The following is a 13599-nucleotide window of genomic DNA, read 5'->3' on the forward strand; positions in this document are numbered from 1 at the left end:
TGACAAAGGGCTAACGGGGCGCTATTGCGGCCAACCTTGCGCCAGGGTTGGCCGCAACGCTCAGTACTGGCTCGGCAGGAACAGGCTGCCCTGCAGCAGCGGTCGCGCTGTGCGCGTCATCACCACTTCGTCGATGTGCCAGCCGGCCGGCGTGGACGACAGCCGCGCCTCCAGCTGCTGCTGGCCGCTGGCGTGGGCAAAGCGCAGCGCCTCGCCGCGCACCACGCCGCCGCAGACTTCCGCCACCAGCGTGCCGTCGATCGCGGCCGCCGCCGCCAGTGCGATGGCACCGGTGCCGGTATAGGCGTGGTGCAGCCGGCCCATGGACAGGATGCGCGCGGTCAGCGCCACGCCGGGCGCCGTGTTGGGCGACACAAAGCTCACCTTCGGCGTCGCCGGCCGCTCGCGGCTGGCGCTGTCGATGTCGGCGCAGAGGCCCATCGCCACCGCACCGGCGGCGCGTGCCCATTCCAGACGCCGGTTGACCGCGGCATCGGCGATGTCGCCGCGCTCGTCACCGACCAGGCCGACATCGGCGGCGCGCACGAACACGGTCGGGTTGCCGGCGTCGATCAGCGTGGCGGTGAGGCGGCTGCCATCCGGCAGGCTCAGGCTGTCGCAGACGCGGCCGGTGGGGAACAGCCGGCCGCTGGCACCGCCGGCGGGATCGAGAAAGCGCAGCGTCAGCGGCGCGCCGGGAAAGGCGACGCCGTCGATGCGGTAGTCGCCTTCCCACACCGGCCGGCCGTCGCGCATGGCCAGCTCCGCGATGATGGTCTTGCCGATATTGGCCTGCCAGATGCGTACGCTGACGGCGCCGTCGCGCGGCGCGTGCGCCACCATGCCTTGCAGCAGCGCGAACAGCGGCACCGCCGCGCTGAGGTTGCCGCAGTTGCCGGACCAGTCGATTAGCGGCTCGGCGATCGACACGTGGCCGAACAGGTAGTCGATGTCGTGGTCGTCACGCTCTGACGGTCGCAGCAGCACCACCTTGCTGGTGGTGGAGATGCCGGTGCCGAGGCCGTCGATCTGCTTGCCGTAGGGGTCGGGGCTGCCCAGCACGCGCAGCAGCAGCGCGTCGCGCGCCGCGCCGGCCGGCGGCAGGTCGTCGTGGCGGAAAAACAGCCCCTTGCTGGTGCCGCCGCGCAGCAGCGTGACATCGAGCCGGCTCATGGTCGGCTTTCGGTGGGGAACAGCTGGCGACGACAGGCGGCGATGGCTGCGACGCGGGCGCGGTCCACCGCCTGCGGGATGTCGCGCTTGTCGGCGCAGTCGCGGGCGACGGCACCGGCATCGACCGACTGCGCCGCGGCCAGCAGCTGGCGCAGCCACTCGGCCTGCGGGTAGTCGCAGGTCTCGAAGTGCAGCCGGCCGCGGGCGTCGGCGAGGCAGACGTCCAGCAGTTGCAGGAAGCGCTCCGGCCGTCGCAGCGCATCGCAGTCGCGCAGCAGGCGCAGCACGGTGTCGGCGCGCAATTCGGCGGCGCGGTGGATCTTGGTGTGATAGAGGGTGGCCAGCCGTGCCAGGTCGCGGCAGTCGCTCGGTACCCGCAACCGCTCGCACAGCGCCAGCAGCGGCGCCTCGCCGCGCGCCTCGTGGCCGAGGTGGCGCGGCAGGATGTCGGCCGGCGTGCGCGCCTTGCCCAGGTCGTGCATCAGCGCGGCAAAGCGCACGCTCAAAGGTTGGCCGCAGGCGGCGGTGTAGTCCAGCACCCGCATGACGTGGTCGCCGCAGTCGATTTCCGGGTGGTAGTCGGCGCGTTGCGGCACGCCGAACAGCGCGTCCAGCTCCGGCAGCAGGCGCGCCAGCGCGCCGCAATCGCGCAGCACGGTGAACATGCGCGATGGTTTGGCGGTCATCAGCCCCTTGGCCAGCTCCTGCCATACCCGCTCCGCCACCAGCGCGTCGGCCTCGCCGGCGGCCACCATGTCACGCATCAGCTGCATGGTCTCTTCGGCGACGGCAAAGTCGAAGCGCGCGGCAAAGCGCGCCAGGCGCAGGATGCGCACCGGGTCTTCGGCGAAGGCCGGGCTGACGTGGCGCAACAGCCGCGCCTGCAGGTCGGCCTGGCCGCCGTAGGGGTCGGTCAGCGCGCCGTGTTCGTCCTCGGCGATGGCGTTGATGGTGAGGTCGCGGCGGATCAGGTCTTCTTCCAGCGTCACCTCCGGCGAGGTGTGGAACACGAAGCCGTGGTAGCCGCGCCCGCTCTTGCGCTCGGTACGCGCCAGCGCGTATTCCTCCTGCGTTTGCGGGTGCAGGAATACCGGAAAATCCTTGCCCACCGGGCGGAAACCGCGCGCCTGCATCATCTCCGGCGTGGCGCCGACCACCACCCAGTCACGGTCGGCCACCGGTAGCCCCAGCAGGCGGTCGCGCACGGCACCGCCAACGATGTAGCACTTCATCGGCGGGCGGCCTGTTTGCGGTAGCGGTCGAGCTGGCGGTTGAATTCCTGTTCGCCGAGGTAGAGCGGCGCCACCGCCTCCAGTGCCGTCGGGCTGAAGCCGAGCAGCGCCGGGAACGGCTGCTGGCTGACGTTATCGACCCGCAGCGAGCGCACATTGTCGCGGCTCAGCGGCGGCTTGCCGGGCAGCAGCTCCATCAGCGTTGCCTGCAGCATGGCGAGGCCTTCCGGCAGCGCGATCAGCGTGCGCGGATGGCCGGCAAGGTTGGCCGCATAGGCCACCAGCTGGCGCAGGGTGTAGGTCTTGGGACCGGTCAGCTCCAGTGTCTGGCCGATGCTGGCGTCCTGCTCCAGGCAGACGCGCACCGCGCGGGCGACGTCCTCGACCCATACCGGCGCGAAGCGGGTGTCGGCGCCGGCCAGCGGGATGAAGGGCGCGACGGCGGCCAGACTGGCAAACAGGGTCAGGAAGCTGTCGCCGGCGCCGAAAATCACCGACGGGCGCAGGATGGTGACGTCCAGATTGCTGTCGCGCAGCAGGCGCTCGGCCTTGCCCTTGGTCTGCTGGTAGTCGCTGGGTGCGCTTTCGCCGGCGCCCAGCGCGCTGATGTGGACGATGCGCCGGATGCCCTGGCTCTTGCAGGCGGTGATGATCTTGCCGGTCAGCTGCACGTGCGCCTTCTCGAAGTCGTTACGCGAGCCGTGCAGGATGCCGACCATGCTGATCACCGCGTCGTGGCCGGCGAGGAACTGTTCCAGCTGGCCGGCATCATGGACGTTGGTTTCGACCAGATCCGCGCTTGGCAGGTGCAGTAGCAGGCCCTTGTGCCGCTCGCGGCGGCGGGTGGCGATGCTCAGTTGCGCACCGTAGCGGGTCAGCTCTTCGGCGATGTAGCTGCCGACGAAGCCGGCGCCGCCGATCACGGCGATTCTGTTGAATTGGTGCATGTTATCTCCCTGTCGGAACGCCGGTCAGCGTGCCGGGATGGTACCCAGTCGCGATTTCAGCGTGTTGCCGGGCTGGCGGAACGCGCCGGCGTAATAGACCGCATTGGCCATCACCTTCTGAACATAGTCGCGGGTTTCGGTAAACGGAATGGTTTCCGCGTAAATGGCGCCTTCCAGCGGCATCGCCGCCTGCCAGCCGCGGGCGCGGCCGGGGCCGGCGTTATAGGCGGCGGTGGCCAGTACCGGGTGGCTGGACAGGTTGTCCAGCACGTGGCGCAGGTACCAGGTGCCGAGGCGGATATTGGTGTCCACGTCGTTGACCTGGTAGCTCGGCAGGCCCATCTTGCCGGCCACCCATTTCGCGGTCGCCGGCATCAGCTGCATCAGGCCGCTGGCGCCGACGCCGGAGCGGGCGACGTTGAGGAAGCGGCTTTCCTGGCGGATCAGGCCGTAGACCCAGGCTTCGTCGATTTCCAGCTGGCTGGCGTAGCGGCGGGTGGTGTCGCGGTACGGGGTCAGGAAGCGCAGGCTGAAGTCATGGGTGCGCACGGTGCGCTCGGCGGCGTAGATCGCCATGTCGTAGAGGTTGCGCTCCAGCGCGATCTCGGCGGCGGCCAGCAGCTGCTCGTCGTTGCGGCCGCGCAGCGCCCAGCGCCACACGCGGCGGCCGTCTTCGCGCCATTCCGGCTTGTTGTTGCGCAGTGACAGCTCGAACAGCGCCAGCGCGTGCTGGATGTCGGGGTCGGCCAGCAGCTGGCGTTGCAGTGTCAGCGGGGTCGGGCTGCGGCTGAGCGGGGCTTCCAGCGTGGTGCCCAGTTCTTCCTTGGCCAGCAGGCCGTAGTAGTTGTGCTCGAAGCTGATCTTGATCAAGAGCGGCGTGGCCTCGTTGCCGCGGCCCAGCGCCTGCAGGCTGCGTGCGCGCCAGTACTGCCAGGCACCCTTGCCGGCCAGCGCTTCCGGCAGGCGACGGCTCAGCTGTTCCAGCCGGCCCCAGTCCTGCTGGCGCAGCGTGGCGCGCAGCCACCATTCCCATTGTTCGTCGGTCAGCTGCTGCGGGTCGGCGCGCTCGAAGGCGTCCAGCGCCTGCGGCATGTTCAGCCGCTGTGCGCTGCGCAGTGCCAGCTGGCCGTAGAGGAAGCCGCTTTGCGCCTTGCTGAACATCGCCTCGCTGGCGGCGGCCCGCTCCAGCGCCGCCACCGGGTTGTTCTTGCCGAGGGTCAGCAGTTGCTGCACCAGCTGTTCGGCGCCGCCTGCCGTGAAGAAGCGCTCGCCAAGGTTGGCCGCAGCCGCCAGCCGCCGCGCCACGGTCAGATAGTTGCCGGCCAGCAGCAGGCGCATGCGCGCCTCGGTCTGCGCCGGGGTCAGGATGCCGCGGGCGGCCTGTTCTTCCACCAGCCGCGCGCAGCCGTCGGACAGGCGCACGTTCTGCCACAGGTCCGGCGCGCTGGCCACGGTCTGGCGGCGGTTGAGGGTGGCCACGTCGAGCCAGCAGCTGCTGTCGGCGTCGCGCGCCTCGCCGGACAGCGCCGGCGCCACGCGCAGGATGCCGTCCCAGTCGCCGCGCTTGCCCAGCGACTGTACCCAGTCGTTGAGCAGCCGCTCGCGCAGGAAGGCGTTGCCGCCGTTGCTGATGAAGGCACGGCTCGGGTTGTCGTCGCCGTTGTCGAGTGCCAGTCGCGCCTGCCAGTAGCCCGGCCACGCGGCGAGCGGATCGCGGTCGCCGCTGCCATTGCCGAGGCTGGCCAGCTGCGCGCTGTCGTTGTTGCGGAAGGCTTCGCGCGCGGCCAGCAGCGTGCTGTCGCTGATGGCGTGGGCAAAGCAGGGCAGCAGGGCGAAAGCCAGCAGGGATAAGGAATGTCGCATGGTCATTTTCGCCAGAAAGTAGGGGTAAACAAAATCAGGACGCTAAACACCTCGAGGCGGCCCACCAGCATGGCCAGCGTGCACACCCAGGTTTGGAAGTCGCTGAGACCGGCGTAGTTCCCGGTCGGGCCGATCTGCCCCAGCCCGGGGCCGATGTTGTTGATGCAGGCCAGGCTGGCGGTAAAGGCGGTGATGAAATCCAGCCCGCTGCCGATCAGCACGAAGGTAAACACCACCACGCTCATGAAGTAGACAAAGATGAAACCGAGCACCGAAAAGGCGACCGCTTCCGGAATCACGCGGTTGCCGATCTTTAGCGGCAGCACCGCTTTCGGGTGCAGCAGGGTGCTCATCTCGCGGTAGCCCTGCCGCGTCAGGATCAGGGTGCGGATCATCTTGATGCCGCCGCCGGTGGAGCCGGAGCTGACGGTGAGGCAGGACAGGAACAGCATCCATAGTGGCACGAATATCGGCCACTGTGCGTAGTCGGTGCTGGCGTAGCCGGTATCGGTGGCCACCGAGATCAGGTTGAACGACACGTAGCGCAGCGCGGTGGTGAAGGTGTAGATCTGCTGCCACCACAGGTACAGGCTCATCGCCAGGATGCTGCCCAGCAGCAGCAATACCACGTAGCGCGCCTCGATGTCGTGCCAGTAGCTTTTCAGGCTGCGGCGCTGCCAGCTGAGAAAGTGGGTGGCGAAGTTCATCGCCGCCAGGATCATGAACACGCACAGCACCGCCTCGATCTGCCAGGAGTCGAAGTGGCTGATGCTGCTGTCCTTGGTGGAGAAGCCGCCCAGCGCCACCGCGGTAAAGGCGTGGCACAGCGCGTCCAGCGGTGCCATGCCGGCCAGCAGCAGGCAGGCGTAGCAGGCGAGGGTCAGCGCCGAGTACACGTACCACAGGTTCTTCGCGGTCTGGCCGATGCGTGGCGCCAGCTTGTTGTCCTTCATCGGGCCGGGGGTTTCCGCCTTGTACAGCTGCATGCCGCCGATGCCCAGCAGCGGCAGCACCGCCACCGCCAGCACGATGATGCCCATGCCGCCTAGCCAGGTCAGGAAGTGGCGCCAGAAATTGATCGACGGCGGCAGCCGGTCCAGCCCCTGCATGGTGGTGGCGCCGGTGGTGGTCAGCGCCGACATCGACTCGAAAAAGGCATTGGTCACCGTCATGCCCGGCAGGTAGAACAGCATCGGCAGGCAGGCGGTGACGGCAAAGGTGATCCACAGTAGCGTCACCAGGATGAAGCCGTCCTTCGGCTTCAGCTCGCGTTCGAAGCGCGCGGTGGCGATCCACAGCAGGAAGCCGGCGATGCCGCTGGCGGCCGCGGCGCGGACAAAGTAGGGCAGCGTGCCATCGTCGTAATACCAGGACACCAGCGCCGGGAAGGCGAACGTGCCGGAAAACAGCATGATCAGCTTGGCCAGCACGTGGATGACTGGCAGGATTTTCAGCATGGTGACGCCATTTCGTACAGCTCCAGCGGCAGGCCGTCCGGATCGGCGATAAAGGTGAAGCGGCGGCCGGTGTATTCGTCGGTGCGCACCGTTTCGCTGGCCACGTTGGCCGCAGCCAGCGTGGCGATGACGTGGTCGAGATCGGCGACGCGGAAGGCGAGATGGCGCAGGCCGCAGGCCTCCGGATGGCTGGGGCGCGGCGGTGGCGACGGGAAGCTGAACAGCTCCAGCTGGCTGCCGTCGGGCAGCGCCAGGTTGAGCTTCCACGATTCGCGCTCGGCGCGGTAGTGCTCGCTGACGATGGGCAGGCGCAGGATGTCGTGGTAGAAGGCGCGGCTCTGCGCGTAGTCGCGGCAGATCAGCGCCACGTGGTGGATGCCTTGCAGCAGCATGTCAGAAGAACCCCATCTTGACCTGCACCAGCTTCTCGATCTGGCGCAGCTGGCGGCGGCGCGACACGAAGATGATCAGGTGGTCTTCGCTGCACAGCACCAGGTCGTGGTGCGCCATCAGTACCTGCTGGCCGCGGATCACCGCGCTGAGGGTGCAGCCGGTTGGCATATTGATGTCTTCCACCTTGCGGCCAACCAGGCGCGAGGTGCGTTCGTCACCGTGAATGATGACTTCGATGGCCTCGGCGGCGCCGCGGCGCAAGGGGTGCACCGCCACCACGTCGCCACGGCGCAGGTGCGCCAGGACCGAGCCGATGGTGGACAGGTGCGGCGAGATCACCACGTCGATGCGGTTGCCTTCCAGCAGGTCGACATAGCTGGAGCGGTTGACCAGCGCGATGACGCGGTGGGCGCCCATGCGCTTGGCCAGCAGCGTGGACATCACGTTGTCCTCGTCGTCGTTGGTCAGCGCGCAGAACACGTCCATCTCGTCGATGTTTTCGTCTTCCAGCAGCGCCTCGTCGGTGGCCTCGCCATGCAGCACCAGTGCCTTGTCCAGGTTTTCCGACAGCCACGTTGCGCGCTCGCCGCGCGCCTCGATCAGCTTGACCTCGTAGTCGTCCTGCAGCAGCCGCGCCAGGCGGTAGCCGATGTTGCCGCCGCCGGCGATCATCACCCGGCGCACCGGTTTTTCGCTGCTGCGCAGCTCGCCGAGCATGCCCGGCACGTCGGCCTTGGCGGCGATGAAGAACACCTCGTCGCCGGGGACGATCACGGTGTTGCCGTCCGGTACGATCAGCTTGTCGTTGCGGTAGATGGCGCAGATGCGCGAATCACTGTCCGGCATGTCGTCGCGGATCTGCTTCAGCGGGCGGCCGACCAGCTTGCCGTCGCTGCCGGCGCGGGCCACCACCAGCTGGGCGAGGCCGTGGCCGAAGTCCAGCACCTGCAGCGCGCGCGGATAGGACAGCAGCTGGTACAGGTTGTTGGTGACGATCTGCTCCGGGCAGATGGCGTGATCGACCGAGAACTGCTTCAGTACCGCGTGGCGGCCCTCCACGTAATCGCTGGCGCGGATGCGTGCGATACAGGTGGGGATGTTGAACTGGGTGCGGGCCAGTGCACAGGCCAGCAGGTTGGTGTCGTCGTTGCGGGTCAGTGCCAGCAGCAGCTCGGCGTCTTCGGCGCCGGCATTGAGCAGCACCGACGGATGGGCGGCGTTGCCGAGCACGGTACGGATGTCGAGGCGGTTTTGCAGCAGCTTGAGCAGGTTGGCGTCCTGGTCGACCACGGTGACGTCGTTGCCTTCGTTGGTCAGGCTTTCCGCCACGCTGGCGCCAACTTGTCCTCCTCCCAGAATCAGGATTCTCATCCGTGTCGTGTCCTTGCTGGCCGCGCTGGCGGCGTTACTCGTATTGATTGGCCATGACGGGCAACGCCATTGGCATTGCTGCGTAAGGCCGGCCATTTTAGCGGCTGCCTGCCGCCTTGTGCCGCGGCAGGGTGATTGAAAAACATAATCGTCAGTTTGGCGACAATTAATTGGCCGAATGGTGGGGCGCTGCGCACAATGGCGGCAAGCCGATGGCCGCCGTGACGCGGTGGCGATCGGGGGTTGTGACCGTGCCGGCTGCGTGCCCTGCAACGGTGCGGTTTTCGAGGGGGAGCTTGCTCCCCCGTTTTTTTGCCACGCCGCGCGGCGGCAGGACCGAAAAGCACGACGCCACGCCGAAGCCTCGGCGTGGCGTCAGGATGAAACGGTGCTCAGCGTGCGGCTGGCGGGGTGTCGTCGTCGTTGGTGTCGTCATCGTCCATCAGGATGCGGTGCGCCGGACCTTCCAGATCATCAAACTGGCCGGAGCGGGTCGACCACCAGAACAGCACGCCGATGAAGAACACCAGCACGATGCTCATCGGTATCAGCAAATAAAGGCTTTCCATCATTTATCCCGTTTGATCAGGCGCAGGGCGTTGCCCACCACCAGTAAGGAGCTGAGCGCCATGCCGAGGCTGGCCAGCCACGGCGTGATCCAGCCGGCGATGGCCAGCGGCAGCGCCAGCAGATTATACAGCGCCGCCCACCACAGGTTCTGGCGGATGATGTGCATGGTGCGCTGTGCCAGCGCCAGCGTCGCCGGCAGACGGCCCAGCTCGTCGTGGATCAGGATCAGGTCGCCGCTGGCGCGGGCGACATCGGTGCCGCCGCCCATCGCCAGCGATACGTCGGCGCGCGCCAGCACCGGCGCGTCGTTGACACCGTCGCCGATCATCAGCACGCGGCGGCCCTGTTGCTGCAGCTGGCTGACGTAGGCCAGCTTGTCTTCCGGCGTGGCCGCGGCGCGGGCGTGATCCAGGCCAAGGTTGGCCGCAAGGTGTTCGACCGCCGGTGCGGCGTCGCCGGACAGCAGGTGCAGGGTCAGGCCGCGTTGCTGCAGCTGCTGCACCACGGCAGCGGCCTCGGCGCGCGGCTGGTCGCCAATGGCGAACAGCGCAACGATCTCGTCGTCGTGGCCCAGCGCGATGCAGGTCGCCGCCGCCGGCCAGTCGGCCGGGATGATTGTTGCGCGACTGCTGACGAATTCCGGCCGCCCCAGGCGCCAGACGGTGTCCTGCAGGCGGGCGCTGATGCCCTGGCCGGGGGTGTTGGCCACGTCGCCGAGCGCCGGCAGTGGCGCCTCATTGGCGGCCAGCAGTGCCCGCGCGATCGGGTGCTCGGAGCCGGATTCCATCGCCGCTGCCAGTGCCAGCGCCGTGCTGTTGTCGAGCGCGCCGAAGGTCTGCAGTTGCAATAGCTGCATGCGGCCGTGGGTGAGGGTGCCGGTCTTGTCGAACACCACGTCGGTAATCTTGCTCAGCGTTTCCAGCGCATGGCCGCGCGCGGTGAGCACGCCCAGCTGCGCCAGGTGGCCGGTGGCGGCGGTGAGTGCCGCCGGGGTTGCCAGCGACAGCGCGCAGGGGCAGGAGATCACCAGCACCGCGACGGTGATCCACAGCGCGCGTGCCGGCTCGTACCAGTACCAGCCGGCAAAGGTGGCCAGCGCCACCAGCAGCAGCGCGGCGACAAACACGCTGGCGAAACGGTCGGCCAGCAGCGCCAGTCGCGGTTTTTCCGCCAGCGCCTGGTCCAGCAGCCGCACGATGCCGGCCAGACGGGTGCCCTGGCCGATGCGGTTGACCTCGATCACCAGCGGGCTGGCGCTGTTGACGCTGCCGGCGACCACTTCCTCGCCGCTGCGGCGCGCGACCGGCAGGCTCTCGCCGCTGAGCAGCGATTCGTCGATGCTGGACTGGCCGTCGCGGATGATGCCGTCGGCGGGGATGGTTTCGCCGGGTTTGACCAGTAGCAGGTCGCCCAGCGCAAGGTTGGCCGCAGCCACCTCGCTGCTGTCGCGCGAGGTCGGCCAGTTGTCGAGGCGGTGGGCGAACGCCGGCAGCAGTTTGACCAGCCGTTCGGTGGCCTCGCCGGTCTTGCGTCGCGCCATGCCTTCCAGGTAGCGCCCGCCCAGCAGCAGGAACACGAACATCGATACCGAGTCGAAGTAGATACCGTGTTCGATGCGGTTGATCAGCGCCCAGAAGCTGGCGAAGAAGGCGGTGAGGATGCCGATGGTGACCGGGGTGTCCATGCCGGCGCGGCGTGTCTTCAGGTCGCGCCAGGTGGCGCGGTAGAACGGAATGGCGGAGTAGATCACCACCGGCACGGTCAGCACAAAGCTGGCCCAGTGCAGCAGCCACAGGTATTGCGCCTCGATCTCGCCGTCCGGTGCCATGTACACCGGTACCGCGTACATCATCACCTGCATCATCGACAGCCCGGCGACCCACAACCGGTTCAGCGCCTGCTTGCGTTCCTTCTGGTGCAGCGCTTCCTGGCGCGAGGCGTCGTAGGGGTGGGCGCGGTAGCCGATGGCGGCGATGGCCTCCAGAATGGCGGACAGCTGCAGCCGGCTGTTGTCCCAGCGCACGCGGGCGCGGTGGGTGGCGTAGTTGATGTCCACCGTCAGTACGCCGGACAGGCGGCGCAGTTGCTGCTCGTTGAGCCAGACGCAGGCGGCGCAGGTAATGCCTTCCAGCATCAGCGCCGCTTCGCGGACCTGTTCGCTTTCGAGGTGGACAAAGCTTTTCTGCAGTTCGTCGTTATCGTACAGCTGCATCTGTTGCAGCAGCTCGGCCGGCAGCGCCTCGGCCGGGCGGCCGCCTTCGGTGCGGTGCTGGTAGTAGTCGTCCAGCCCGGCATCGATGATGGTCTGTGCCACGGCCTGGCAGCCGGCGCAGCAGGTGTGCTGCTGGAGTTGACGGTAACGGACGGGGTAGTCGGCATCGGCGGGGACGGGAAGCCCGCAGTGGAAACAGGGTGCGCTCATGGCGTGCTATTGTAATGCAAGTGCACATGCTTAGCTTGCGGAGGGTCAATGATGTCTATGCAGGCCGTGATTCAACAGGCCCCGGGCGGGGTGGAAACGCTGGAACTGGCGTTGATCGAAAAACCGCAGCCGCAGCCGGGCCAGCTGCGGGTCAGGGTGTTGGCCGCTGGGGTGAACCGCGCGGATCTGGTGCAGCGTGAAGGGCATTATCCGCCGCCGCCGGGCGCGTCGCCGCTACTGGGGCTGGAGGTGGCCGGCATTGTCGATGCCGTCAACGGCCCGTCGCGTTTTCAGCAGGGCGATGCCGTGTTCGGGCTGGTGGCGGGCGGCGGTTATGCCGAGTACGCGCTGCTGGACAGCGCGGTGGCGATTCCGAAACCGGACTGGCTGAGCTGGGTCGAGGCCGCCAGCCTGCCGGAGGCGTGGATGACGGCGTGGCTGAACCTGGTCGAGCTGGCCGAGCTGCAGGAGGGCGAGCGCGCACTGATACACGCCGGCGCCAGCGGTGTTGGCGCGGCGGCGATCCAGCTGGCCGGTTTGCTCGGCGCCGAGGTGGTGGCCAGCGCCGGTAGCGAGGAGAAGCGCTGTTACTGCCAGTCGCTGGGTGCGATGCTGACCATCGACAGCCGCCAGCCGGGCTTTGCGGCCAACCTCAAGGCCGCTGGCGGTGTCGACGTGATCCTCGATCCGGTGGGCGCGGCGCTGTTTGCCGACAATCTGGCCAGCCTGCGCGCCGACGGCCGGCTGCTGCTGATCGGGGTGATGGGCGGCAGCAAGAGCGAGATCAATCTGGCGCAGCTACTAATGAAGCGCTTGCGGGTGCAAGGCTCGACCTTGCGCACCCAGCCGCTGGCGCGGCGCGCCCAGCTGGCGCAGGCGCTGGAAACGCAGGTGCTGCCGGCCTTGCAGTCCGGTCGCGCCCGCGTGACGCTGGACAGCAGCTATCCGCTGGCAGCGGTGGCCGAGGCGCACCAGTATCTGGCCGACAACCGCAATCTCGGCAAGGTGGTGCTGACGCTGTTCCCTGTCACGGCGGCGTAATCTGGCGCCTCTATGATGCAGTGCATCAGCAAACGGTGTTCACTTTCTGCTGAATGGATAGGGGTGGGGGCAATCTTTGGACGGATTGCCCCGTTTTTTTTGCTTGGAACGTGTTCACGATCTCGCGAGCTAGAGTGAGACAAGGCGAAAACGGCTGAGGAAGCGGAGTTGACATCGGGTCAATGAGCATTCCGAAGCCGTTTTCAACGTGGTATCGCCGAAGCGCAGCAGATCGTGAGCAGGTTCTCAGTCCTGCGCCGGTGCCAGCGCCTCGATCAGCGCCACTTCCTGGGTGTAGCTCAGCTGTTGCAACTGGCGCAGCAGTGCGGCGCCATCGACGCCGTGCTTGCGGTCCAGTTCGTCCTGCAGCAAGCGGTTTTCCACCGCCAGCCACAGGCCGCGGCAGGATTCGGCGGATTCGAAGGTCACGCCGCGCAACACCTCGGCAATCAGCAGCAACTCCTCGTCGCTGAACTGGCGCGACAGCAGCGCTTGCTCGCGGCGGACGATCTCGGCGTAGCGCTCGCACATCTGCTGAATGCGGGCGTCCAGTGGCGGCTCGGCCGCGTGCTGCTCCAGTGCTTCGGCGTTGAACCAGGCGGCGGCGTCGAGGGTGACGGCTTCGGCGGCTTCCTGCCAGCTGTCGCGCAGCGCGGCGGCAAAGCGGGCATCGTCGGCAAAGCTCAGCTCCGGCCAGTCCATCAGCGGCGGCTGTTCGTGTTGCAGCAGGGCGTCGTTGGCCAGCAGTTCGCCATCCTCGCTGCAGCGGACTTCGGCGCGCCAGCTGCCGGCTTCGCCGGTGGCGAGGTTGTCGACCAGCACTTCCAGGTAGGGCAGCGCCAGCGCCTGACCCTCGTCGGCGGTGACCAGACGGATGGCAATGTCGAACAGGACGCGCTTTTCCAGGCGCAGCAGCTGCAGCCCCTGGTCGTGGCGCAACAGACTGTAGTGGTCGCCGTGGTCGTAGACGGCGATGTCGTGCGGGTTGCGTGCGGCGCGATGCAGCGTGGCGCCCAGTTCCGGGGCCAGCTGGTTGATGTCCAGCGTCTCGCTCGCAAAACGCTGCTGCTTGCCGGCATGAGTGTGCCAAAGCGCATTCCAGTCGTACATTGTGTTGTTCTCCTGATGAA

Annotated in this window: 11 protein-coding genes; 1 reads left to right on the plus strand and 10 read right to left on the minus strand. The window is 67.6% G+C overall.

Translation table 11 applies throughout. The features are described from left to right. Nucleotides 1–60: 60 nt before the first annotated feature. The 9 genes from ACG97_RS00080 to ACG97_RS00120 form a co-directional block, all read right to left on the minus strand. The gene (locus ACG97_RS00080) at nt 61–1173 is read right to left on the minus strand and encodes a 2-methylaconitate cis-trans isomerase PrpF family protein (RefSeq protein WP_047965282.1); all 1113 of its coding nucleotides are present in this window, start codon (nt 1171–1173) and stop codon (nt 61–63) included. After that, complete coding sequence (locus tag ACG97_RS00085) at nt 1170–2405, minus strand: multifunctional CCA addition/repair protein (RefSeq protein WP_047965283.1); 1236 nt, start codon at nt 2403–2405, stop codon at nt 1170–1172. Before ACG97_RS00085 ends, ACG97_RS00080 begins: the two co-directional genes overlap by 4 nt. Further along, on the minus strand, nt 2402–3352 hold the full coding sequence (locus tag ACG97_RS00090; protein ID WP_047965284.1) for a complex I NDUFA9 subunit family protein: 951 nt from the start codon (nt 3350–3352) through the stop codon (nt 2402–2404). The genes ACG97_RS00085 and ACG97_RS00090 overlap by 4 nt, the downstream gene beginning before the upstream one ends. A 24-nt stretch (nt 3353–3376) precedes the next feature. Then, a complete protein-coding gene (locus tag ACG97_RS00095; protein WP_238377216.1) occupies nt 3377–5215 on the minus strand; it encodes a lytic transglycosylase domain-containing protein in 1839 nt (612 codons plus the stop codon). Between the two features lie 2 nt (nt 5216–5217). Next, entirely contained in the window at nt 5218–6672 is a 1455-nt protein-coding gene (locus tag ACG97_RS00100) for a TrkH family potassium uptake protein (RefSeq protein ID WP_202902670.1), read from the minus strand. Beyond that, complete coding sequence (locus ACG97_RS00105) at nt 6666–7064, minus strand: VOC family protein (RefSeq protein ID WP_047965286.1); 399 nt, start codon at nt 7062–7064, stop codon at nt 6666–6668. Before ACG97_RS00105 ends, ACG97_RS00100 begins: the two co-directional genes overlap by 7 nt. Nucleotide 7065: 1 nt before the next feature. Then, nucleotides 7066–8436, minus strand: coding sequence for a Trk system potassium transporter TrkA (trkA, locus tag ACG97_RS00110; RefSeq protein WP_047965287.1), 1371 nt, complete (start codon nt 8434–8436; stop codon nt 7066–7068). A 392-nt stretch (nt 8437–8828) separates the two neighbouring features. After that, nucleotides 8829–9005 carry a cbb3-type cytochrome oxidase assembly protein CcoS gene (ccoS, locus tag ACG97_RS00115; protein WP_047965288.1) on the minus strand — a complete coding sequence of 59 codons (177 nt, stop codon included), beginning with the start codon at nt 9003–9005 and terminating at the stop codon, nt 8829–8831. Beyond that, a complete protein-coding gene (locus ACG97_RS00120; protein WP_047965289.1) occupies nt 9005–11428 on the minus strand; it encodes a heavy metal translocating P-type ATPase in 2424 nt (807 codons plus the stop codon). The genes ccoS and ACG97_RS00120 overlap by 1 nt, the downstream gene beginning before the upstream one ends. 48 nt (nt 11429–11476) lie before the next feature. Between ACG97_RS00120 and ACG97_RS00125 the strand changes: the two genes are divergently transcribed. Next, on the plus strand, nt 11477–12469 hold the full coding sequence (locus tag ACG97_RS00125; protein WP_238377217.1) for an NAD(P)H-quinone oxidoreductase: 993 nt from the start codon (nt 11477–11479) through the stop codon (nt 12467–12469). Nucleotides 12470–12715: 246 nt separating this feature from the next. Here ACG97_RS00125 and ACG97_RS00130 read toward each other — a convergent pair whose 3' ends face one another. Beyond that, nucleotides 12716–13579 carry a hypothetical protein gene (locus ACG97_RS00130; protein WP_047965290.1) on the minus strand — a complete coding sequence of 288 codons (864 nt, stop codon included), beginning with the start codon at nt 13577–13579 and terminating at the stop codon, nt 12716–12718. Nucleotides 13580–13599 lie beyond the last annotated feature (20 nt).

It is taken from the genome of Vogesella sp. EB, from assembly GCF_001037925.1.
Taxonomy (GTDB): domain Bacteria; phylum Pseudomonadota; class Gammaproteobacteria; order Burkholderiales; family Chromobacteriaceae; genus Vogesella; species Vogesella indigofera.